Annotated in this window: 20 protein-coding genes; 14 read left to right on the top strand and 6 right to left on the bottom strand. The window is 30.7% G+C overall.

Annotated elements, in window-relative coordinates; genetic code table 11:
• Positions 1–82: 82 nt before the first annotated feature.
• The 3 genes from WHA43_RS07210 to WHA43_RS07200 are packed head-to-tail and all read left to right on the top strand — an operon-like array spanning position 83 to position 3,337.
• The gene (locus WHA43_RS07210; RefSeq protein WP_105046411.1) at positions 83–844 is read left to right on the top strand and encodes an exodeoxyribonuclease III; all 762 of its coding nucleotides are present in this window, start codon (positions 83–85) and stop codon (positions 842–844) included.
• 5 nt (positions 845–849) lie between these two features.
• The gene (locus WHA43_RS07205) at positions 850–2,352 is read left to right on the top strand and encodes a lytic transglycosylase domain-containing protein (RefSeq protein ID WP_105046410.1); all 1,503 of its coding nucleotides are present in this window, start codon (positions 850–852) and stop codon (positions 2,350–2,352) included.
• A gap of 4 nt (positions 2,353–2,356) precedes the next feature.
• The gene (locus tag WHA43_RS07200) at positions 2,357–3,337 is read left to right on the top strand and encodes a DUF4837 family protein (RefSeq protein WP_105046409.1); all 981 of its coding nucleotides are present in this window, start codon (positions 2,357–2,359) and stop codon (positions 3,335–3,337) included.
• Positions 3,338–3,398: 61 nt separating this feature from the next.
• On the opposite strand, the gene trpS is transcribed toward WHA43_RS07200, so the two are convergent.
• Entirely contained in the window at positions 3,399–4,367 is a 969-nt protein-coding gene (trpS, locus tag WHA43_RS07195; protein ID WP_105047323.1) for a tryptophan--tRNA ligase, read from the bottom strand.
• Positions 4,368–4,476: 109 nt separating this feature from the next.
• Between trpS and WHA43_RS07190 the strand changes: the two genes are divergently transcribed.
• Positions 4,477–5,271: a lysophospholipid acyltransferase family protein gene (locus tag WHA43_RS07190; RefSeq protein ID WP_105046408.1), complete on the top strand. Its 795-nt coding sequence runs from the start codon at positions 4,477–4,479 to the stop codon at positions 5,269–5,271.
• Positions 5,240–5,878: a PAQR family membrane homeostasis protein TrhA gene (gene trhA / locus WHA43_RS07185; protein ID WP_105046407.1), complete on the top strand. Its 639-nt coding sequence runs from the start codon at positions 5,240–5,242 to the stop codon at positions 5,876–5,878. Before WHA43_RS07190 ends, trhA begins: the two co-directional genes overlap by 32 nt.
• Before the next feature lie 16 nt (positions 5,879–5,894).
• On the opposite strand, the gene WHA43_RS07180 is transcribed toward trhA, so the two are convergent.
• Complete coding sequence (locus WHA43_RS07180) at positions 5,895–6,368, bottom strand: CYTH domain-containing protein (RefSeq protein WP_105046406.1); 474 nt, start codon at positions 6,366–6,368, stop codon at positions 5,895–5,897.
• 85 nt (positions 6,369–6,453) lie between these two features.
• Between WHA43_RS07180 and WHA43_RS07175 the strand changes: the two genes are divergently transcribed.
• Positions 6,454–8,781 (top strand): hypothetical protein, encoded by a 2,328-nt coding sequence (locus WHA43_RS07175; RefSeq protein WP_105046405.1) that lies wholly within the window; start codon positions 6,454–6,456, stop codon positions 8,779–8,781.
• A complete protein-coding gene (recO, locus tag WHA43_RS07170; RefSeq protein WP_105046404.1) occupies positions 8,781–9,503 on the top strand; it encodes a DNA repair protein RecO in 723 nt (240 codons plus the stop codon). Before WHA43_RS07175 ends, recO begins: the two co-directional genes overlap by 1 nt.
• Before the next feature lie 6 nt (positions 9,504–9,509).
• Here recO and WHA43_RS07165 read toward each other — a convergent pair whose 3' ends face one another.
• From WHA43_RS07165 to WHA43_RS07155, 3 genes are read right to left on the bottom strand one after another with little or no spacing between them, the layout of a single operon-like run.
• Positions 9,510–9,833: a DMT family transporter gene (locus tag WHA43_RS07165; protein ID WP_105046403.1), complete on the bottom strand. Its 324-nt coding sequence runs from the start codon at positions 9,831–9,833 to the stop codon at positions 9,510–9,512.
• A 40-nt stretch (positions 9,834–9,873) separates the two neighbouring features.
• Entirely contained in the window at positions 9,874–10,740 is an 867-nt protein-coding gene (locus WHA43_RS07160) for an acyl-CoA thioesterase (protein WP_105046402.1), read from the bottom strand.
• Positions 10,737–11,945 carry a GNAT family N-acetyltransferase gene (locus tag WHA43_RS07155; RefSeq protein WP_105046401.1) on the bottom strand — a complete coding sequence of 403 codons (1,209 nt, stop codon included), beginning with the start codon at positions 11,943–11,945 and terminating at the stop codon, positions 10,737–10,739. The genes WHA43_RS07160 and WHA43_RS07155 overlap by 4 nt, the downstream gene beginning before the upstream one ends.
• Before the next feature lie 166 nt (positions 11,946–12,111).
• Between WHA43_RS07155 and WHA43_RS07150 the strand changes: the two genes are divergently transcribed.
• The 7 genes from WHA43_RS07150 (at position 12,112) to WHA43_RS07120 (ending at position 20,489) form a co-directional block, all read left to right on the top strand.
• Entirely contained in the window at positions 12,112–13,227 is a 1,116-nt protein-coding gene (locus tag WHA43_RS07150) for an efflux RND transporter periplasmic adaptor subunit (RefSeq protein ID WP_105046400.1), read from the top strand.
• Between the two features lie 2 nt (positions 13,228–13,229).
• Positions 13,230–16,457, top strand: coding sequence for an efflux RND transporter permease subunit (locus WHA43_RS07145; RefSeq protein ID WP_105046399.1), 3,228 nt, complete (start codon positions 13,230–13,232; stop codon positions 16,455–16,457).
• Positions 16,458–16,461: 4 nt separating this feature from the next.
• Complete coding sequence (locus WHA43_RS07140) at positions 16,462–17,781, top strand: TolC family protein (RefSeq protein WP_105047322.1); 1,320 nt, start codon at positions 16,462–16,464, stop codon at positions 17,779–17,781.
• 56 nt (positions 17,782–17,837) lie between these two features.
• Positions 17,838–18,479, top strand: coding sequence for a Crp/Fnr family transcriptional regulator (locus WHA43_RS07135; RefSeq protein ID WP_105046398.1), 642 nt, complete (start codon positions 17,838–17,840; stop codon positions 18,477–18,479).
• Between the two features lie 47 nt (positions 18,480–18,526).
• Entirely contained in the window at positions 18,527–19,510 is a 984-nt protein-coding gene (locus tag WHA43_RS07130; RefSeq protein WP_105046397.1) for a Tll0287-like domain-containing protein, read from the top strand.
• 8 nt (positions 19,511–19,518) lie between these two features.
• Complete coding sequence (gene trxA / locus WHA43_RS07125) at positions 19,519–19,815, top strand: thioredoxin (RefSeq protein WP_105046396.1); 297 nt, start codon at positions 19,519–19,521, stop codon at positions 19,813–19,815.
• A gap of 80 nt (positions 19,816–19,895) precedes the next feature.
• Positions 19,896–20,489 carry a methyltransferase domain-containing protein gene (locus tag WHA43_RS07120; protein WP_105046395.1) on the top strand — a complete coding sequence of 198 codons (594 nt, stop codon included), beginning with the start codon at positions 19,896–19,898 and terminating at the stop codon, positions 20,487–20,489.
• A 56-nt stretch (positions 20,490–20,545) separates the two neighbouring features.
• Here WHA43_RS07120 and WHA43_RS07115 read toward each other — a convergent pair whose 3' ends face one another.
• Entirely contained in the window at positions 20,546–22,540 is a 1,995-nt protein-coding gene (locus WHA43_RS07115) for a TonB-dependent receptor (protein ID WP_105046394.1), read from the bottom strand.
• Positions 22,541–22,554: the final 14 nt, after the last annotated feature.

Here is a 22,554-nt window from a genome sequence, read left to right as displayed (position 1 = left end):
ATTGTTTTTCAATAAATAAGAAAACAATAAGATTCAGATTTTTGCGTTTCTCAACTTTCGGAAAATTAAAATTTAACTTTTAATGAAAATCATATCATATAACGTAAACGGAATCAGAGCTGCTTTAAACAAAGGATTTATACAATGGTTACAAGCTGCAAATCCAGATGTGATTTGCATTCAAGAAACCAAAGCACATCAAGAACAATTGGATGTTTCTGAATTCGAAAACGCTGGATATCCTTATCATTACTGGTTTTCTGCACAAAAAAAAGGCTATTCTTCAGTCGCAATTTTTTGCAAAGAAAAACCTAAAAATGTGGTGTATGGAACAGGAATTGAATCCATGGATTTTGAGGGCAGAAATTTACGGGTTGATTTTGATCAGGTTTCTATTATGAGTTTGTACCTTCCTTCAGGAACAAATGATGACAGGTTGAGTTTTAAGTTCAATTATATGGATGAATTTTTAGCCTATATCAATGAGCTAAAAAATGAGATTCCGAATTTAGTGATTTGTGGCGATTACAATATTTGTCATGAAGAAATTGACATTCATAATCCGAAAATGAAAGACGTTTCTGGATTTTTACCTGAAGAGCGTAAATGGATGAGTGAATTTATAAATAACGGATTTATAGATAGTTATCGTTATTTGAATCCTGAAAAACAAGAATATTCTTGGTGGAGTTACAGGGCTAATTCTAGAGCAAACAACAAAGGTTGGCGTTTGGATTATGCCATGGTTGCAGCTCCACTAAAAAAACATATTTCAAGAGCATATATTTTGTCAGAAGCAAAACATTCTGATCATTGTCCAATTGCACTAGAACTAAAATTTTAAAGATTATGAACAGGTTTTTAATAATTCTCTTTTTTTCATTCACCGCTTTTTCACAGACAAAAGTTGACAGTATTTCAATAAAAAAAGATTCTTTAAGAGCATATAAAAACAAGCCTTTTTTCTCAGACAAAGATTTAAAAAAAATTGATAGTTTGTTAGTACAACAATCTTTTAGTGCCTCTTTTGTGGATACGCTTAATTTTGTGATGAATGACAAAGACATTGAAAATAATACTGTTGTTGCTTTAACAACAGATGTTTTAAAGGCCAGATTGTATCAATTAAATCAAAATACGCCTTTCAATTTAGCCTATAATCCAGCATTAGAAAAAGTAATCAATAGTTATTTGGTTCAAAGAAGAAAACAATTTCCAGAGTTGATGTCTAGAGCTAAATACTATTTTCCAATGTTTGAAAAATATTTGGATAAGTATGATATTCCGCTAGAAATGAAATACTTAGCCGTTGTTGAATCAGCATTAATTCCAAACATCAAATCGCATGCAGGTGCAACTGGTTTGTGGCAATTTATGTTTGGTACAGGAAAATTATATGATTTAAAAGTAAGTTCGTATGTTGATGAACGTCAAGATCCTGTAAAATCAACCATTGCTGCTTGCGAATATTTGAGCAGATTGTTTAAAGTTTTTGGTGATTGGGATTTGGCATTAGCAGCCTATAATTCAGGTCCAGGAAATGTTTTAAAAGCCATTAAACGTTCAGGAGGACAAAAAAATTATTGGAATATTCGTCAGTTTTTACCAAGAGAAACCGCAAGTTATGTGCCTGCTTTTTATGCCACAATGTATATTTTTGAATATGCAGAAGAGCATCAATTGTATCCAAATATGCCTAGATTTTATGATTTTGAAACCGATACAGTTCAAGTAAAAAGAACCATTGGTTTTGATCAAATTTCTGAAATTATTGGGTTAGAGCAAGAGGTTTTAACATTTTTAAATCCGTCTTATAAATTAGATGTGATTCCTTATGTTGAAAATAGAAATTATGCATTGCGTTTGCCAAAACACAAAATCATTGATTTTTTAGACAAAGAACACGAAATTTATGCTTTGGCAGATTTAGACGACTCTAAAAGAGAAAAACCATTACCCGAAAATTTTGCAATGGACAAGAGCATCCGTTACAAAGTAAAAAGTGGTGATAATTTAGGAAAAATAGCTATGAAATTTGGTGTTAGAGTTAGTGATTTAAAAAGTTGGAACAAGTTAAAAACCAGCAATATAGATGTAGGTCAAAGGCTCAATATCTTTCCTAAAAAGAATGCTACAATAGCAAAAGAAGAACCTAAAAATCAAGTGAAAACTACTTTTGTAATTCCTGAAAATGCGAAATTTGATATTTATGAGGTGAAAGAAGGAGATTCACTTTGGATCATTTCTAAAAAATTTGATAAAGTTTCTATCGATGATTTGAAAAAGTGGAACAATATTTGGAATGAAAATATTTTGAAACCCGGAATGAAACTCAAAATATTAAAAAGCTAACTTTATGAAAAATTTTCTATTTATTGCAATTACTTCCTTTTTATTGATCTCTTGTACAGGAAATGACAAATACGTTTTAAAAGATTCTATTGGAAGCCTCAACAAAGTGATGGTTGTTGCAAAAGTAAGCGATTGGACAAGTGACATTGGTCAAGAAATTAGAACTTCTTTTGGTGAACTTATGGTAGGATTGCCTCAACCTGAACCAATTTTAACACTTTCACAAGTTGCACCAAGTGGATTTTCAGCAATGATGAAAGCACACAGAAATTTATTAATCATTTCAGAATCAGACAATGAAGGATTTTCTGTTAGAAAAAACGTTTTTGCCCAACCACAAACCATTGTATATGTTCAAGGAAAAAATGATGAAACCATCATCAAATTACTACAAAAACATAAAAACGATATCAAAGAAATTTTTATTGATGCAGATGTAAAGTTTACACAAGCAGTTTTTGAAAAAGATAAATTGGCAGAAAACCAATTTAAAACCATCAAAAATTTAGGAATTTCTTTAACCATTCCAACATCATATAAATTGGTTGACGACACAGGAGAGTTTCTTTGGTTACGTCAGCATTTATTAAGTGGTATTGCAAAAACTGGTAGCAATAACATTTTAGTATATTCCATTCCATTAGAAAATGAACAAATAGTTTCCGAAAATATTGTAGCTGTTAGGGATAGTATTGGTAAAAAATACATTCCAGGTTCGTTCGAAGGCATGTATATGATTACTGAAGCAGCTTATACACCATTTATTTTTGATGCAACTATTGATGGTAAAAAAGCCTATGAGACTCGTGGAAAATGGGAAGTAAAAGATGATTTTATGGCAGGTCCGTTTTTAAATTATTCAATCATTGACAAAAAAAATAACAGAGTTGTTGTTTTTGAAGGATTTACCTATGCGCCTTCAGTAAACAAAAGAGCTTTTGTTTTTGAATTAGAAGCGATTGCAAAATCGATAAAAATTAACTAAATCAATCAATTTAGTCAATAAAAAAATCCCAATTAAATTGGGATTTTTTTATGTTTAGAATTTAATATCCAATTTTTTTACGAACTCTTTTCAAAACTTCATTTGCAACCAAAGTTGCTTTTTTAGCACCAATTTCAAGAGCAGCGTCTATTTCTTCTTTGTGTGTTATAAAATGATTATAACGTTCTCTAATCGCTGAAAATTCTGATAAAATTAATTCATACAAAGCTTGTTTTGCATGACCATAACCATAATTTCCTGCTTCATAACTTGCTTTCATTTCTTGAACTTGCGTTTCTGAAGCCAGTAATTTATACAATGCAAAAATAGTGTCGTTTTCAGTATTTTTAGGCTCTTCTAAAGGAGTACTATCAGTTTGAATAGACATTATTTGCTTACGCAATTGTTTGTCTGGTAAAAAAATATTGATAGTATTTTCTCTTGATTTACTCATTTTTTCACCATCAGTACCAGGAACTAATTTTGTGTCATCCTGAATTTTTGCCTCAGGAATAATCAATGTTTCACCAATCAAATTATTGAATCTACTAGCTACATCACGCGTCATTTCTAAATGTTGCAATTGATCTTTTCCAACAGGAACAATTTCAGCATCATATAGTAAAATATCTGCAGCCATCAACATTGGATAGGTAAATAATCCCGAATTTACATCAGCTAATCTATCAGCTTTGTCTTTAAAACTGTGAGCCAACGTCAATCTTTGGTAAGGAAAAAAACAGTTTAAATACCAAGAAAGTTCTGTTACTTGGGGTATATCACTTTGTCTGTAAAATACGGTTTTGTTAATGTCTAAACCGCAAGCCAGCCAAGTTGCAGCTGTACTGTAGGTATTTTCTCTCAATTGTTTGCCGTCTTTAATTTGTGTTAAAGAATGCATATCAGCAATGAATAAAAACGATTCATTTTTAGGGTCATTTGCCATTTTTATGGCAGGTAAAATAGCACCTAATAAATTCCCTAAATGTGGCGTTCCTGTACTTTGTACTCCCGTTAAAATTCTAGACATAAGTTTGTTTTTTACAATTTTTTGACGCTTCAAAAAAATGTGTTGGCAAAAATAAGGTTTTGTTTCAAAAAATCAATCAAACAACAAAATATTAGTATTTTTGGATCGTATGAAATTTTTGAAAATTCCGTTTTTATTTCTTTGGAGGATGTGGTTTTACATCCTTTTATTGATTACAATTTTAGCAATGATTCCATTTTTGCTAATTCTTACTACTAGTGAAAAGTACTATCCAACTTTTTGGAAAATGGTGCGTATTTGGGCTAAAATTTTGGTTTATGGAATGGGTTTTCGTTTAAAACTGATTGCAGATCAACACATTGAAATGAATAAAAGTTACTTGTTTTGTCCCAATCATTCTTCATTATTAGATGCTTTTATTTTAATCATTTTGAGTAAAAATCCCATCGTTTTTATTGGAAAACAAGAGTTTGTGAAAATTCCTATTTTCGGATTTTTCTACAAAAGAGTGGTAATCATGGTTGACAGAAGTAGTCCTGAAAGCAGAAAAAATGTATACGAAGAAGCTAAAAAACGTTTGAAAAATGGTGTTAGTTTGGGAATTTTTCCAGAAGGATTAGTGCCTACAGAAAATGTAATTTTAGCACCCTTTAAAAACGGCGCTTTTAGCTTGGCTATTGAATTTCAAATTCCCATTGTTCCTCAGGTTTATTTTGATGGAAAACGCTTATTTTCTTGGGATTTTTGGAAAGGTGGCCCAGGAACAATAAGAGTGCGCCAACACAAATTTATTGAAACATCTCATTTGCAAATGCAAGATGTGGAATCATTGAAACAACAAACTTTTCAATTGATTTACAATGATTTGGTAAATGACAAAAAATATATGGACGACACAAACAGACCGAATAATGACAAAGAATTTAAATCACCATTATCCTGAAAAAGAAGAAACACTTAACATTATTTCTCATGGTTTTGGGTTGGTATTAAGTGTTGTTGCATTTCCTTTTTTAATTTTAAAATCTCAAGAATTTGAGGGTTTTTGGAAACCCATCAGCTATATAATATATGGGCTAAGTATGATACTTTTATATGCTGCTTCTACATTTTATCATGCAGCTAAAGAGCCAAAAAAACGAAGAAGACTCAATATTTTTGATCACGCAGCTATTTACATTCTCATTGCAGGCAGTTATTCCCCTTTTTGTTTGGTTGGTTTGGATTCAAAATTAGGTTGGTATATGTTTTTGTTTGTGTGGATTTTTGCATTGGTAGGCGTTATTTTGAAGCTATTTTTTACCGGAAAATACGACAAAATTTCAACGGCTATGTATTTGTTAATGGGATGGCAAGTAATGGTTTTTATCAAACCTTTGATGCAACAATTAAGTGTAGAAAATTTTCAATATTTGGTTGCTGGAGGAATTTTTTATTCAGTGGGAGCCATTTTGTATTCCATTAAAAAAATTCCATACAATCATGCAATTTTTCATGTTTTTGTGTTGTTAGGAAGTGCAAGTCATTTTTTAGCGATTTATAATTTATAGCTAAAAATATAGCTATTTATTTCCAAGATGAAAATGGTAATTTACTCAAAGAAGCATTGTAATACTTAGAATTTCCAGTGACTTCTTCACCCAACCAAGAAGGTTTTTCAAATGTTTCATTTTCTGAATTTAACTCAATTTCGGCTATCAATAAGCCTTTATTTGCTCCAAAAAACTCATCAATTTCAAAAATATGAATTCCTTTTTTTACTAAAAATCTCGTTTTTTCGATAATATTGGGTTCGCAAAGTGTTAGCAATTGTTTTGCTTCTTGTACATCAATTTCTTTTTCCCATTCAAAACGAGTGGTTCCTGAAGTGTTAGAAACTCCTTTTATGGTAATAAATCCTTGATTATCAGCAATTCGAATACGAACTGTTCTGTGTTTGTCTGAATTTAAATAGCCTTGTTGTAGTATTTTTTGTTGAAAAGCAACTTTTTTAAAATCATCATTTTTTACTAAAAATTTTCTTTCTATTTCTAAACTCATAAATTTATCTGATTTTTACACGAATATACCCGTTTTTATCGTTATTCTATAATATTTAAATATCTTTGATTCTCTGAATATTTTTATGAAAAACATACTCAATTTATTGTTTTTTTTGTTATCAACAAGTGTATTTTCACAAGTTGATTATAGTGATTCTTGGGAAGACTTCTATTCATACAACAATGTTAAAGATTTTGTAAAAGTTGATAATCAAATTTTTGCTTTGGTTGATAATGCCGTTTTTACGTTCGATGAAACAACTTCTGAGACCAAAAAATTCTCTTCTATTCAAGGTTTATCAGGCGAAATTACTTCTGCAATTTATTACGATACAACCTCAAAAAGATTGGTAATTGGCTACGAAAATGGCTTGATTGAAGTAATTGATGAAAATAATTCCATAACAATTTCATCAGATTTGGCGAATTTTAATCAATCACAAGAAAAAAGAGTCAATCATATTTCGGGTATTGGAAACACTTTGTACCTCTCAACACCTTTTGCAATTGTTGAGTATGATATTGAACAATTAGAATTTGGTGATACTTTTTTTGTAGGAAATAATTCTTCTTCTGTTCGAATTAACGAGACAACTATATTAAATAATACCATTTTTGCGGTTACTGAAGAGGGAATTTTTACGGCAGACATTACTAATAATTTATTAATCGATTTTAACAATTGGACACAACAGTTTCCTGGAAGAGATTTCACGCATATTGTACAATTTAATAATCAAATTTTTGTAACGGAAAACTCGAAATTATTTCAATTAAATGGGGCAAGTTTGATAGAAACAAAAGATTATTCTCAACCCATTTTAGGAGTAAAATCATCTGCTACTCATTTGGCAATTTCACTTCAAAAAAGTGCTAGTATTTTAAATTTATCAATGAATGAAATATTGAATTTTGGTACTACATCTGATTTTGATTTTTCACTTTCCAATGCTTTTTTTGAAAATAACACCATTTATTTAGCCACTCACGAATTCGGAATTTTAAAAACAACGTCAACTCAATCAACCAATTACCAGGAGATTCATCCTGAAGGGCCATTATCAAACGATGTTTTTTCAATAGATGCAGAAAATGAGCATCTTTGGGTTGTTTTTGGAGGTTATGATGCAACATATACGCCATTGCAAAGACGAAGAGGTTTTAGTCATTTTGATGGTCAAAAGTGGATCAATACTCCTTTCAATCCCACTTTTCCTTTTATTGATTTGAATCATGTTACCATTGATCCGAATGCAAAAAACAAGGTTTTTATCAGTTCATTTGGTGATACTAGAGAAATAAATTCTGTTTCAACAGGTGGTTTATTGGTGGTTGAAAATGATCAAATTACAACATTTTATAATCATTTAAACAGTACTTTAGAAGATATTGTACCCAATGAAATCAATAGAGTAACCATTAGGGTTAGTGGAACAGCCATAGATCGTCAAGGAAATTTATGGGTAAATAATATCAATGCAAATCAAGAATTGAAAAAATTATCAAACTCTGGAGCCTGGAGTAGTTTTGATATAAGTTCATTAAAAACGGATAGTGCATTAGGGTTGTCAGAAATTTCGATTGATAGAAATAACACAGTTTGGATTGGAACAAGAAGAAATGGGGTCTATGTTTTTAATGAAAATGGCAATCGTAAAGCACGTTTAATTGCTACTCCAAACCAAGGAAATTTACCAGATTTGCAAGTTTTTTCGGTTGCTGTTGATAATAGCAGCAGAGTTTGGATTGGCACAAGTAGAGGCTTGGTTGTTTTTAGAGGAACATCCTCAGTTTTTGATGCTACGGTTTTGAATGCACAACCTGTTATCATTGAAGAAAATGGTGTTGGAGAACGTTTGTTGGGAGATTTAAGAGTCAATTCTATTGAAATTGATGGTGCAGATAATAAATGGTTTGGAACTGATAGTGGAGGTGTTTTGTACACAAATCCTTCAGGTCAAAGAACTTTAGCAAATTTTAGTAGGCAAAATTCTCCATTGCCATCTAATAGAATTTTGAAAATTAGAGTTGATGATAGTTCTGGAAAAGTGTTTTTTGCCACAGATAGAGGTATTGTTGCTTATAACAGTAAAGTAGCCCCTTTTGGTGAAGTTTTAGGAGATGTATATTCGTATCCAAATCCGGCATTGAAAAATCATGAGACAATTACGATTACTGGTAGAAATGGTACTAGTTTACCACGCGGAACCAATGTAAAAATTTTGGATGTTGCCGGAAATTTAGTCTATGAAACCAATGTTGTAGAAGGTCAAGAAGTGCAAGGTGGAAAAGTAGTCTGGAACAAAAAAAATTTGGCTGGTAAAAAAGTTGCATCAGGAATTTATGTTGTGTTATTAGCTGCTGAAGATGGTACACAAACCGCTGTTACTAAAATTGCGATTGTTAATTAATGCCCATTATTACTACAAATGCTATTGTTTTAAGTTCGCTAAAATTTGGTGACTCGAGCTTAATTGTAAAATGCTTTACTCAACAAGATGGCGTAAAATCGTATCTAGTAAGAGGCATTTTAAAAGCTAAAAAAGGCGGATTGAAAGTTGCCTATTTTCAACCGTTAACTCAGTTGAAATTGGTGGCAAATCACAACATAAAAAGCACTTTAAATTCGATCAAAGAAATTCAAGTTTTACAGCCGTATCAAACTATATATCAAGATATTGTAAAACAATCCATCACTTTCTTTTTATCAGAAGTAGTTTCGAATGTTATTCAAGAAGAAGAGACAAATTCAGCATTGTATGATTTCTTAGAAAGTTCTTTTCATTGGTTGGATTCTCATGAAAAAATTTCGAATTTTCATTTGGTATTTTTAGTAAAATTAACCAGTTTTTTAGGATTTTACCCAGACATTTCAGATTCTAATAAAAAGGGTTTTCATTTATTAGAAGGCTTTTTTACGGATGAAACCTATGATAAAAATGTAATTTCTGAGAATGTTTTTTTTCTATTTAAAAAATTATTGAATGTCAATTTTGAAAATAGCGATCAACTTTCTTTTAGTAAATTTGAAAGGCAACAGGTACTGCAAGTTCTCATTTCTTATTACAAATTGCACATAGATAGTTTTAGAAATCCAAAATCATTGGATGTTTTAGAGGCTGTTTTTCGTTAGATAAGTTTAAGAAACCACTTTCAAACCAACAATGGAAGCAATTAATGTCGAAATAAAAAACAATCGCCAAAATGTGGTGGGTTCTTTAAATATAAAAATTCCTACGAGTACAGTTCCAACTGCGCCAATTCCTGTCCAAACAGCGTAGCCAGTTCCAATCGGAATTGTTTGTGTTGCTTTTACCAATAACGACATGCTGATTCCTAAACAAACCAAAAATCCCAAATACCAATAAAAGGTTTCATTACCTGAACTTTCTTTAGCTTTTCCTAAACAAAAGGCAAAGGCAACTTCAAAAAGTCCGGCAATGATGAGAAAAATCCAGTTCATATTCTAAAATCCAATAGTTCATTTAAAAAAAGCCAACAAATTATTTTTTCAAAGGTCGCAACAATCCTTCTTGTGCAAAAGAAGCTATTAATTTTCCGTTTCTTGTAAAAATATTTCCTCTTGATAAACCTCTTGCACCAAAAGCATTGGGTGATTCAGCTGAATATAACATCCAATCATCAAAATCAAAATCTCTAAAAAACCACATAGAATGATCTAAACTGGCTGTCATTGTATTGCCAAAATGATAGTTTTTTGCATTCGGTTTAAAAATAGGATTCAACACATTGTAATCAGAAATGTAAGTCAAAATTTGATGTTTTTTCTGAATTGTCATCTCAGGAATTGGACCTTTTAATTTGAACCAAACTTCTTCTTTTGGTGGTAAATTTTGCCTTTCTAAAGGATTTTGGATATGAACAGGTTTAAAAGCAATTGGACGTTCAATGCTTAAAAACGATTTGGTTGATGCAGGTAAAAATTCACCAAATTGAGCTAACATTTCATCCCAACTTAATAAATCTTCTGGTTGTTTAATGTCTTGATTCATTAAGGCTTGATGCTCAAAACCTTCTTCTCTTTGATGAAAAGAAGCTGCCAAGATAAAAATCGTTTTTTCCTGTTGTTTTGCAGTAATTCGTCTTGTAGAAAAACTGCCTCCATTTCTGATAATTTCCACATGATATTGAATATCCGTTGTTAAATCTCCTGCTTCTAAAAAATAGCCATGTAATGAATGTAAAAATCGGTTTTCAGGAATTGTTCTATAAGCGGCATTTACAGCTTGCGCTAAAACTTGTCCACCAAAAACAATCGCACTTCCAATGGTAACACTTTGTCCACTAAATAAGTGTGTTTCCAATTGTTCAAGATGTAATAAATTGATTAATTCCTGAGCGTTTTTCATATTGTTTCTGTGTTTTTAAAAGGAAATTTTTGTTGAAATGCAGTGGGTTGCACGCGTTGCAAAAATAGGTGTAAAATTCGGTTTGTGATTCGTTTTTTGTGACGAAAATAGATGGTTAAATCTTGTGGAATGGCACCAACAGAACTTTTTATTTCACTTGCTGTGCGTCCAAAATTAACAAATTTTAAATTTTTATCAATGGCAATTTTAATATAATCATACAACATTCGTTGATAAATGGCATATTGTTTATTTAGCGAATAATCAATACCAACAAAATGTGCATCCAAAGAATTGTTTGTAATCATTCCTGATAAAAATCCCACCATTTTGTCATCAATCCAATACGATTGTAATAGGTAATTTTCGCCAAAAGCCTGCTTCAAATCTTTGTAGGTAGCCACATTAAAATTTGCCAAATTAAAACCTGCATTCGAGCTTACTTTTTGGTATAATTCTGTCATTTTTATCAATTGATGTTCACAGTTTTCTGGACTAATTTCAATCAATTTTAATTCAGAGCTTTGTTGCAACGCTTTTTTTGCTTTTATTCGAAATTTGGTTTTTAATGCAGATAAATAATCATTAAAATTTTTCCAATTCTCATTAATTTCCATAACTAAGTTAGGTTCAACAGAGAATCGCTTGAATTGAAATTTCTCGAAAACTGAGGTACTTGATAAGGATTCATATTTAAAATCTTTACACAAAATAGCATCAATTTGTAGTTGGCTTTGAGAATTTGAAAACTGTAAAATGGCTTTTGAAAATTCTTTTAAAACCAATTTTTTATCCAAAGTTTCTTTGATAAAAAATCCATGTTCGCCACTTATAAAAGTGTTCCCAACAATCAAAATTTTGAAAGGTCTGCTTGATGGTAAAAACGGAATTTTATTGGTTACTTTTTGAATTTTTTTGATTAAAAGTCGAAAATTATTTTTAATACTATTAATTTCAAAATCAATTATTTGAATAGAAAAAATAGCGCAAGCTTTTTTGTTATTATCAAACAAAATTTGATAATAAAAATCAATTTCTGGATGATTTTTTTCAACAGATTTTAAAAAGTTACGATGAAAATAGCGATTATTTTCGCAATCCAAATCTTCCCAAATTTCTATTGAAATGGCATCAATTCTAGAAAAAAAAGAATGATTGAAATTTTTAGTTTGATAATTCAAAAGCGTAATTGCTGTTTTTTGCATTTCAAAAGTAGCTGAATTCGAACTTTACTTACGAAAATCATAGAATTATAACGTTTCTTTAACAAACAAAAAATTCTTTCCCGGGAATTTAATTTATTTAAAATTATCTTTGCTCTCTCAAAAATAACAATTTCTTTTTTCGAACCAAAAGTACAATTATCACATCATGAGGAATATCATTTTATCAGTTCTAGGAATTATTTTGGTTGTTGCCGCTATTTTTTTAGGAAAATATATTGTAGATAAAAACATGGCTCCGAAACCTACGTTTAAAAAAACAATCAATACCGTTTTTACAGAGCCAATTTTAAATAAAGAGATTCCAATTGTGTTATCGGCAAATGGCAATTTGATTGCTAAAAATAAAATCGAACTTTTTTCCGAGGTTCAAGGTGTGTTGCAATCTTCAAACAAAGCATTTAGACCAGGAACAATGTATGTTCAAAATGAAACTTTACTAAGTATTAATAGTGATGAGTTTTACGCAAGTTTGCAATCTCAAAAAAGCAATTTATTCAATTTAATAACTTCGGTTTTACCTGATATTCGTTTGGATTTTCCATCTGAATTCAACAAATGGGAAACCTATTTGCAAAGTTTTGATATCAATAAAACAGTTCCTAAAATTCCATCATTTTCATCTGAAAAAGAAAAATATTTTATCTCGGGAAGAGGTATTTTAACAGCGTATTTTAATGTTAAAAACCTTGAAGTTCGTTTGTCAAAACATCTAATAAAAGCACCATTTACAGGAGTTTTAACAGAGGCGTTAGTGACTCCAGGAACTTTAGTAAGATCAGGACAAAAGTTAGGTGAATTTATTGATACAAGTGTGTATGAAATGGAAGTGTCTATCAGTGCTAGTTATGCTGATATGTTGAAAGTTGGCAATACAGTTGAGTTGACCAATTTAGATAAATCAAAAATGTACACAGGTAAAGTGGTTCGTGTTAATGGAAAAATAGATCAAGTTTCACAAACCATTACTGCATATATCGAATTGAAACATCCAGATTTAAAAGAAGGCATGTTTTTAGAAGCCAATTTAGTGGCAAAATCGGTTCAAAATGCCGTAGAAATTTCAAGAAAATTAGTAGTTGACAATAAAGCCGTTTATACCATTGTAAATGATAGTATTTTAACATTAACTCCCATAAATCCTTTGTATTTTGGAAAAGATAAAGTAGTTGTTGGAGGTTTGAAAGATGGTGATATTTTGGTGTCAAAACCTGTTCCAGGCGCATTTGATGGAATGATTGTAAAAGCCATTAAAAACGACTAAGCATGAAAAAAATAATTACATTTTTTATCAAATATTCAGTTGCTGTCAATGTATTGATTTTGGCATTTATCATCTTAGGAACTGTAGGGATTTTCACCATGAAATCTTCCTTTTTTCCTTTGGTTGATTCACGTTTAATCATTATTAGCTTAGCATATCCTGGAGCTTCTCCTGCTGAAATTGAAGAAGGAGTTGTTTTAAAAATTGAAGATAATTTAAAGGGAATAGTTGGTGTAGAAAGAGTTACCTCGGTTTCTAGAGAAAATTCAGCTGTGGTAACTGTCGAGGTTTTTAAAGGACAGAATATTGATGTTGTTTTGTCTGATGTTAAAAATGCGGTTGATAGAATTCCCTCTTTTCCTGTAGGTTTAGAACCTCCTGTAATTGCAAAAGTGGAGAATTTACGACCAACTATTAGTTTTACAGTGAGTGGTCAAGGCGTTACTTTGAAAACCTTGAAACAATATGCCAGAAATATAGAAAACGATATTCGTGGTATTGAGGGAATTTCACAAATTGCCATATCTGGTTTTCCTGAAGAAGAAATTGAAATTGCGGTTCGTGAAAATGATTTATTAGCCTATAATTTATCGTTTACTGAGGTTGCAAATGCCGTAAGAAATGCCAATATTTTAATTACTGGTGGAAATATAAAAACACCTCAAGAAGATTATTTGATCAGAGCAAGCAATCGTTCTTATTATGGAGATGATTTGCAAAACTTAATTGTAAGAACACAACCAAATGGAACCATTATCCGTTTAAAAGATGTTGCAAATGTTAAAGATACTTGGTCTGAAATTCCTGATAGACTGTATTTTAATGATGATTTAGCAATTGATATTACAGTGAGTAATACCAATAGCGAAGATTTGCTATCTACAGCCGATAAAATCAAAGACTACATTTACGAATTCAATCAAAAGCAACAAAATATTCAGTTAAATGTAACCAGTGATAGAAGTACAACATTAAATGGAAGAACAAAATTATTAATAGAAAATGGTATTGTCGGCATTTTATTGGTACTCTTTTTCTTGGCACTTTTTCTAAATGTTCGTTTGGCAATTTGGGTAGCTTTTGGTTTGCCAATCGCATTTTTTGGGATGTTTATTTTTGCAGCGCAATTCAATGTTACCATCAATGTATTATCACTTTTTGGGATGATTATTGTAATCGGAATTTTGGTGGATGATGGAATTGTAATTGGTGAAAATATTTACCATCATTATTACGATTTAGGAAAATCAAAAATTAGAGCCGCAATTGATGGAACTATGGAAGTAATTCCGCCCATTGTTTCTGCAATTTTAACAACATTGATTGCCTTTTCTACCTTCTTTTTTGTAGACGGAAATATCGGAAGTTTCTTTGGTGAAGTTTCTACCATTGTAATTTTAACTTTGTCAGTTTCGTTATTAGAAGCGTTAATTATTTTACCTGCACATATTGTTCACTCAAGAACTTTAGAAAGAAAGAAAACTGAAAATGGCGAAGAAATCAAACAAAATAAATTTGATACTTTTTTCAATAAAGTAAATCTAGTTGCTGATAGTTGGTTAGTAAAAGTAAGGGATAATTATTACATGCCGTTTTTGAGATTTTCTTTAAAAAACAAACTATTTGCTTTTTCAATTCCTTTGGCTTTATTGATTTTTAGTTTTTCAGCAATTGGTGGAGGCATTGTAAAAACCTCGTTTTTTCCCTCTATTGCAAGTGATCAGATTCAAATATCCTTGAAAATGCCACAAGGAACCAATGAAAAAATCACAGATTCAATCATTTCTATGATCGAAGAAAAAGTGTGGTTAGTTCATAAAGAATATACAGAAAAACAAACTGGAAATATTCCTGTGGTTGAAAATATCATCAAAAGAATTGGTCCTGGAAGTGCAAGCGGGAGTTTGACAGTCAATTTATTACCAGGTGAGGCAAGAGATTTTTCATCTCCAGAAATTACTAATAGAATTAGCGATGTTGTTGGAAAAGTCTATGGTGTTGAAAGTCTAGTATTTGGTTCTGGTGGAAATTTTGGAGGAAGTCCTGTTGCAGTTTCTTTGCTTGGTAATAATATTGGAGAATTGAAAGCTGCCAAAGAAGAATTAAAACAATCGCTTTTAAATAATGCCGCATTAAAAGATGTTGTTGATAATGATCCTGCAGGAATCAAAGAAATTAAAATCACTTTAAAAGACAATGCGTATTTATTAGGCTTGAATTTACAGTCAGTAATGGCGCAAGTGCGTGATGGTTTCTTCGGATTTCAAGCACAGCGTTTTCAACGTGGTCAAGACGAAATAAAAGTGTGGGTTCGTTATGACAAAAAAGATCGTTCATCGATTAAAAATTTAGATGAAATGCGCATTATTGCTCCAAATGGAAGTAGAATTCCTTTTTCGGAAATTGCCAATTATACTATTGAGCGTGGTGATATTGCTATCAATCATTTGTCTGGAAAACGTGAAATTCAAGTAACTGCGGATTTAAAAAACAAAGCAGATACAGCTACAGAAATTTTAGAGGATATTAAAACACGTGTGATGCCTCCAATTTTATCAAAATATCCTTCAGTTTCACCTTTGTATGAAGGTCAAAATCGAGAAGCAAAAAAAACCACAGATTCTGTGAATGTTGTAGGCCCTATCATTTTATTGTTAATTTATTTAGTGATTGCATTTACATTCCGTTCTTACAGTCAGCCAATTTTATTGATTTTAATGATACCTTTTAGTATGATTGGTGTGGTTTGGGGACATTATATTCATAGTTTTCCAATCGGAATTTTATCATGGTTAGGAATCATTGCTTTAATCGGAATTATGGTAAATGATGGTTTGGTTTTGATTGGTAAATTTAATGGTTATTTAAAGGAAGGTGTTAAATTTGATGAAGCTTTAATTATGGCTGGTCAATCAAGATTTAGAGCTATTTTATTAACCTCAATCACTACAATTGCAGGGTTAGGGCCGCTGATTTTTGAAAAAAGCAGGCAAGCTCAATTTTTAATTCCGATGGCAATTTCCATTGCTTACGGAATTGCCATTGCAACCCTTTTAACTCTTGTAATGTTACCTATTTTATTATCTGTTTCAAACTCCATAAAAGTGGGTATCAAATGGTTAAAAACAGGAAATAATGTTACTAAAGAAGAAGTAGAAAGAGCTTTAATGGAAATTGAATATGAACAAGAAAGTGATGATAATGATGCTGAAGATGCACTTAAAAAATAATCTTATGAAATCAATAAAATACAATCTCTTAATAATTATATTTCTTTCGGTTTTTCAAGGATTTTCTCAAGAAATTTTAACCAAAAAACAAGCGCTGGAAATTACACTTGAAAACAATTTCGGAATTAAAATTGCCAACAACAATCTAGAAGTTGCCAAAAACAATGCCTCTGTTTTAAACACTGGATTTTTACCAACAATTGCAGCAACATCAGGTACAAATTACAGAAGAGAAAATCAAGATGTAACATTTCAAGACGGAACAAATAGAAGTATTGATGGTGCTGTAACAAAATCGTACAATGCAGCTTTGAGTTTAAATTACACTCTTTTTGATGGTTTAGGACGAAAATACAATTATCAACAATTAAAAGAAACCTATAATTTAAGCGAAATCCAAGCTAGAGAAACCATTGAAAATACCTATGTCCAATTGTTTACCATTTACTTTCAAATTGCTAGATTGTCTGAAAATACTCAAAATTTATCTGAGGCACTTTTAATTTCAAAAAGACGTTTAGAGCGTGCTAATTATCAATACAATTTCGGGCAATCAACCAAATTAGAATTGCTAAATGCTGAGGTAGATGTAAATAATGATAGCATTTCTTACATCACCGCAAAGCAACAACTAAACAATGCAAAACGTGGTTTAAACGTCATTTTAGGAATTGACAAAGAACCAAATTATGCTGTTGAAACAGAGGTTGATTTCAATAAAATGATGAATTTTGATGATTTGTTGCAAAAAACAATGGCAAACAATGCGTTGTTAAAACAAAACGAACAAAATATTGCCATTAGTGAATTCAATATCAAAATTAATAAATCGCAATATTTACCAAGGTTGGGTTTGACATCTTCTTACGGATGGAATCAAAGTGACAACCCTGCAACATCATTTTTGGCTGGAGCAACTATTACAGGTTTAAATGCAGGATTGAATTTAACATGGAATTTGTTTGATGGAGGCGCAACAAAAACACGAGTTGCCAACGCAAAAATAGCCTTAGAAAATCAGCAAATTTTGTTAGAACAACAAAAAACAACCATCCAAAATAATTTAAAAAATACCTGGGAAAACTATCAAAATCAGTTGTTTGTGTTAAGTGCTCAAGAAAAAAATGTGTTGACAAATCAAAATAATTTCAACAGAACAGAAGAGCGTTATAAATTAGGACAAGTAACATCTATTGAATTTAGACAAGCTCAAATCAATTTAATCAATGCAAAAACGGCATTCAACAATGCAAAATTCGATGCAAAATTAATTGAAATTCAGTTATTGCAATTGAGTGGAGATATTTTAAATGTTGCCTTTTAATAGTATTTTTTTGAGTACTATTTACTAACTTTATCTTTTTACTAAAATTAGTATCTATGTCTGATGAAAAACACTACTTGCAAACCAATTTTGGATATTTATTTGAAGAGGAATTAATTGATGAAATTCAAAAAGTTGGTGTGTACAAAACCATTCCCAAAAATACTCCCATAATTGGAGTTGGAGAATATATCAAATCCATGCCACTCATTTTAAAAGGAGCAATCAAAATCTTGCGAGAAGATGAGCAAGGTGAGGAATTGGTTTTGTATTATTTAGAAAAAGGCGATACTTGTGCCATGACATTGTCTTGTTGTCTAGGACAAACCAAAAGCAAAATTGCTGCAATTGCCGAAACTGATGTTGATATCATTATGATTCCCAAGGAAAAAATGGGAGAATGGTTGGCAAAATACAAATCTTGGCAAGCTTTCATATTGCAAAGTTACCATGCGAGAGTAGATGAATTGTTAGAAGCTATTGATACGATTGCCTTTTTAAAAATGGATGAACGATTGTATAAATATCTGAAAGACAAAGCAATGATTACGCATGATGATGTAATTTACACAACCCACAATGAAATTTCTGATGATTTGCACACTTCAAGAGTTGTTATTTCAAGACTTTTAAAAAAGTTAGAAAACGAAGGTAAAATCAAACTGTTTAGAAACAGTATCAAAGTATTAGTATTGTAACTTTTGTTACTGAAAAAAATGTTTAAAGAATATAATTTTGTAATCAAATGAAACAGTATATCACCATTTTTATAATTGCTATTTTTTTCGGATGTCAAAAATCTGAAAAACCAGTTTATGCAATGAAATCTATAGCACCAGATGTTGTTCAAGAAAAACATCCAGGAAAAAAACTTATGGAAATGCAATGTTACATTTGCCACAATCCAAAAACAGCAGAACAAAACAGAATTGCTCCTCCTATGATTGCCATCAAGAATCATTATTTAACAAAAGGGATTAGCAAAGAAGATTTTATCAAAGACATTCAAAAATTTGTGAAGAATCCTACTGTTGAAAACTCCAAAATGCCAAACGCAGTAAAGAAATTTGGATTGATGCCAAAACAATATTATTCTGATAAAGCCATTCGTGAAATTGCAGATTATTTGTTTGATAATGACGTAGAAAAACCTCAAGGATATGATGAAAATCATGGAAAAAAAGGGCAAGGAAAAGGCATGATGAAAGAGCAAAAAAATGAAGCAAATCTTTATAAATCAACTAATTCTTTTAAAGAGTATGGGTTGAGAATTGCCTTAGAAACCAAAGCTGTTTTGGGTAAAAATTTGATGGGAAAAATACAAAAACAAGGCACAATTGCTGCTATAGAATTTTGTAATATCAAAGCATTGTCTTTAACAGATAGCATGGCTTTAGTGAATAATGTTTCTATAAAAAGAGTTTCTGATAAACCAAGAAATAGTAAAAACAAAGCAACTTTAGAAGAAGAAAAGTACATTGATATTTTTAAAGAAGAAATCAAAAAAAACATAGATTCTGAGCCAATTCTAGTTGAGAAGAATAATATTGCTAGTGTTTATTATCCAATTGTTACCAATAGTATGTGTTTGCAATGTCATGGAAATCTAAAAGGTGAAGTTTCGGATAATACTTTTGCAGTTATTCAAAAAAAGTATCCAAATGATAAAGCTATTGGCTATGATATTAATGAAGTAAGAGGAATTTGGAATATTACGTTCAAAAAATAAAATAAATTATGAGCAATTTTTCATCACTAATCAATCAAGAAAAACCAGTTTTGGTCGATTTTTTTGCAGAATGGTGTGGACCTTGCAAAATGATGAGTCCAATTTTAAAAGAAGTAAAAGATGAATTGGGTGAAAAAGTTTCCATCATTAAAATTGATGTAGACAAAAATCAAAATTTGGCGTCTCAATTTCAAGTGAGAGGTGTGCCAACATTGGTTTTGTATAATAAAGGTCAGCAAGTTTGGAGACAATCAGGCATGGTTCAAAAAAGAGAGTTAGTTTCAATTATTAATAAATTTAGTTAGTTTTTTATAATAGTTGGTTAGTTGGCACCTGGAATTTATTTCAGGTGCTTTTTTTATCATAAAAAGTATAATTTTAGAGGATGGATTTATCAGCAGATTTTTGGAATACAAAATATAAAAACAATCAAATTGGATGGGATTTAGGCGAAATTTCTCCGCCATTAAAAGCATATTTTGAACAACTTACACATAAAAACATCAAAATTTTAATTCCTGGTGGAGGCAATTCTTACGAGGCGGAATGGCTTTTTAAAAACGGATTTCAAAATGTTTTTGTAGTAGACTTGTCAGAAATTGCGTTGAAAAATATCCAACAAAGAATTCCTGATTTTCCAACTTCACAGTTAATTCATGCTAACTTTTTTGACATCAATAATTCATTTGATTTGATTGTAGAACAAACCTTTTTTTGTGCTATTCATCCAAATTTAAGAGCAAATTATGCCAAAAAAATGAACGAACTTTTAAAGCCAAATGGCAAATTAGTTGGTCTTCTTTTTGATGCAAAACTGAATGACAATCATCCGCCTTTTGGAGGCAATAAAGAAGAATATAAAGCCTATTTTGAACCTTATTTCTCCATAGAAATTATGGAAAATGCTTTTAACTCAATAAATTCTAGAGCAGGAATGGAGTTGTTTTGTGTTTTTAAAAATACAATAACTAAGACTTAAATATTTTAGTTTAAAGAGGACATTTTTTAAAAAATGTCCTCTTTTTAATTTAGATTTTAAAATACATAATTCAAATTCACATAAAAATTCCTTCCCATTCTTGGAATATTGTTCCAATCAGCATAGGTAGAATAATTTTTATCAAATACATTTTCAACTCCTGTTTTTAACATCAAATCATTTTTGTCAAATTTAAATGTATAACCAGTATTGGTATTTATAATCGCAAAATTAGGTGTTTGATCTTCGCCAAATTCAGGATTGAAATTGGATTGAGTTGCATTGCCAACTAATTGAATTTCACTAATAAATTTATTTTTTTTGAAACTCAACGAACTTATATAACTAAATGGACTGATAAATGGCAAATATTCGTTGTCATTGGTTTTACCTAGTGCATACGTTGTTTGTACATTCCAAGTAAAAAATTGATTTATAAAATATTCAAATGAAAGGCTGGTATTTAAAATTGCAGCATTTTCTAAGGCCGAATAAACACGAACACCATTTGCTCCAAGTGTCATTGGTGATAAACTTGAATCTGTTTTAGCAATGATATAATCATAAAAATAAAAGTAAGAGGCATTTGCTTTTATCCTAAATTTTTCTTTTTTCAATCCAATTGAAAAATTGCTTTCAAATGCTGATTCATTTTTCAAATTTGGATTTCCAATATTGTCATAACCATCAAAACTATTGAACAGGTAAAATCCATAACCTTCAGATACAGAGGGTGCTCGTTCACTATAAGCAATTCCAAAATGATACTCAAATCCTGATTTAGAAAAATGGTAATTAGCCCCAAAACTTTTTAGAAATCTATTTTTTTTATCAGACATTTCTGGATAAAAAATTTGTAAACTTTTCAATCCGAATTGACAAGCAACTGTATTCAAATGGTTTCCTAATGAAATATTCAATGTAAGATTTGAATTTTTACTCACATTAAAACTGTCTTCAATAAAAACACCATTATACAAAGTTCGTACATCTGGCCAAGTAAGCATAAACATCAAGTTTTCGTTTGGATTATTGGGATACATCGTCATTTCAGCCAGTGATTTATTGTAAAATGAATTCAAATTGACTAAAAAATGATGTTTTTCAAAACTATATGTCAACTTTGAATAAAATCCAAATGTTTCGCTCCAACCTGGCATATCCATATGAATAGGTACATTTGGACGCGTTGTATCATCCATTACATGTTTTATGGTGTTAAAATAAATTTTGGTTTCCCAATTTTCGATTGTTGAATTCTTAGGAATTACTTCATATTTTAAGGATGTTATGAGAGCTTCAGCCAAAGAAACATCCATAGTCAATGCAGGATATCCAACATCAGTTGCTTTATCATAAATTACAGAGGTTTCTAGCAATTTGTTTTCTTTTATTTTAAAACCAAAAATATTCGAAAAATTGAGTTTGTTAAACTGAGAATATAAAACTTCTTGATTGTTTGCTGCGCTATAGTTTTCTGCATTTCTGATCATTACATCCAAATCAAAGTAAAATTTATCATTTTTAAAATTCAAGGAACTTCCTAATATTTTTTGACTATTATTTGATTCAAATCCCGATTGAAATTGGACTTCCAGTTTTTTTTCTCCAAAAATTGTTTTGTTCCTTTTTAAATCAATAGAGCCACCAATTGTATTGCCAAAAAGACTTCCTGATTGTCCATCTTTTACTGTTGCTTCTGAAAGATTGGTAACTTCAACATACGATGTTATAGGATCCATTTTATCAGTACAAGCACCAAAAATTCGCATTCCATCAATTGTTACCAAGGTTCTTTCAGTTGCCATATTATTGATGATTGGTTCCCAAGCATACGCTCCACGTTTTATCATATTTATGAGTGAAGATTGGTTTAAATACCCATCAATACTACCCAAAGACTTTGCTTGATTTTGATAAATAGCTGCTTTTTTACCTATTAAAACAATTTCTTTTAATTGTATGATTTTAGTAGTGTCTTTTTCTTTGTTTTGAGCTGATAAAAATCCAAAACCCAAAAACAGCAAAAACACTGTTGATAAATCTCTCATTTAGAAAGGTTTAA

Origin of the sequence: Polaribacter gangjinensis (assembly GCF_038024125.1) — a bacterium.
Classification (GTDB): Bacteria; Bacteroidota; Bacteroidia; order Flavobacteriales; family Flavobacteriaceae; genus Polaribacter; species Polaribacter gangjinensis.
The sequence above is the reverse complement of the archived record's forward strand: the minus strand, read 5'-3'. Positions and strand labels throughout refer to the sequence as shown.

What these genes read in the sequence shown, in the direction of transcription:
- WHA43_RS07180 (WP_105046406.1), bottom strand. Translation starts at nt 6,368, where the DNA reads ATGAGTTTAGAAATAGAAAGAAAATTTTTAGTAAAAAATGATGATTTT.
- WHA43_RS07135 (WP_105046398.1), top strand. Translation starts at nt 17,838, where the DNA reads ATGTCTGATGAAAAACACTACTTGCAAACCAATTTTGGATATTTATTT.
- trhA (WP_105046407.1), top strand. Translation starts at nt 5,240, where the DNA reads ATGACAAAGAATTTAAATCACCATTATCCTGAAAAAGAAGAAACACTT.
- WHA43_RS07140 (WP_105047322.1), top strand. Translation starts at nt 16,462, where the DNA reads ATGAAATCAATAAAATACAATCTCTTAATAATTATATTTCTTTCGGTT.
- WHA43_RS07200 (WP_105046409.1), top strand. Translation starts at nt 2,357, where the DNA reads ATGAAAAATTTTCTATTTATTGCAATTACTTCCTTTTTATTGATCTCT.
- WHA43_RS07175 (WP_105046405.1), top strand. Translation starts at nt 6,454, where the DNA reads ATGAAAAACATACTCAATTTATTGTTTTTTTTGTTATCAACAAGTGTA.
- WHA43_RS07150 (WP_105046400.1), top strand. Translation starts at nt 12,112, where the DNA reads ATGAGGAATATCATTTTATCAGTTCTAGGAATTATTTTGGTTGTTGCC.
- WHA43_RS07115 (WP_105046394.1), bottom strand. Translation starts at nt 22,540, where the DNA reads ATGAGAGATTTATCAACAGTGTTTTTGCTGTTTTTGGGTTTTGGATTT.
- recO (WP_105046404.1), top strand. Translation starts at nt 8,781, where the DNA reads ATGCCCATTATTACTACAAATGCTATTGTTTTAAGTTCGCTAAAATTT.
- WHA43_RS07205 (WP_105046410.1), top strand. Translation starts at nt 850, where the DNA reads ATGAACAGGTTTTTAATAATTCTCTTTTTTTCATTCACCGCTTTTTCA.
- WHA43_RS07210 (WP_105046411.1), top strand. Translation starts at nt 83, where the DNA reads ATGAAAATCATATCATATAACGTAAACGGAATCAGAGCTGCTTTAAAC.
- WHA43_RS07130 (WP_105046397.1), top strand. Translation starts at nt 18,527, where the DNA reads ATGAAACAGTATATCACCATTTTTATAATTGCTATTTTTTTCGGATGT.
- WHA43_RS07120 (WP_105046395.1), top strand. Translation starts at nt 19,896, where the DNA reads ATGGATTTATCAGCAGATTTTTGGAATACAAAATATAAAAACAATCAA.
- WHA43_RS07145 (WP_105046399.1), top strand. Translation starts at nt 13,230, where the DNA reads ATGAAAAAAATAATTACATTTTTTATCAAATATTCAGTTGCTGTCAAT.
- WHA43_RS07155 (WP_105046401.1), bottom strand. Translation starts at nt 11,945, where the DNA reads ATGCAAAAAACAGCAATTACGCTTTTGAATTATCAAACTAAAAATTTC.
- WHA43_RS07165 (WP_105046403.1), bottom strand. Translation starts at nt 9,833, where the DNA reads ATGAACTGGATTTTTCTCATCATTGCCGGACTTTTTGAAGTTGCCTTT.
- WHA43_RS07160 (WP_105046402.1), bottom strand. Translation starts at nt 10,740, where the DNA reads ATGAAAAACGCTCAGGAATTAATCAATTTATTACATCTTGAACAATTG.
- trpS (WP_105047323.1), bottom strand. Translation starts at nt 4,367, where the DNA reads ATGTCTAGAATTTTAACGGGAGTACAAAGTACAGGAACGCCACATTTA.
- trxA (WP_105046396.1), top strand. Translation starts at nt 19,519, where the DNA reads ATGAGCAATTTTTCATCACTAATCAATCAAGAAAAACCAGTTTTGGTC.
- WHA43_RS07190 (WP_105046408.1), top strand. Translation starts at nt 4,477, where the DNA reads ATGAAATTTTTGAAAATTCCGTTTTTATTTCTTTGGAGGATGTGGTTT.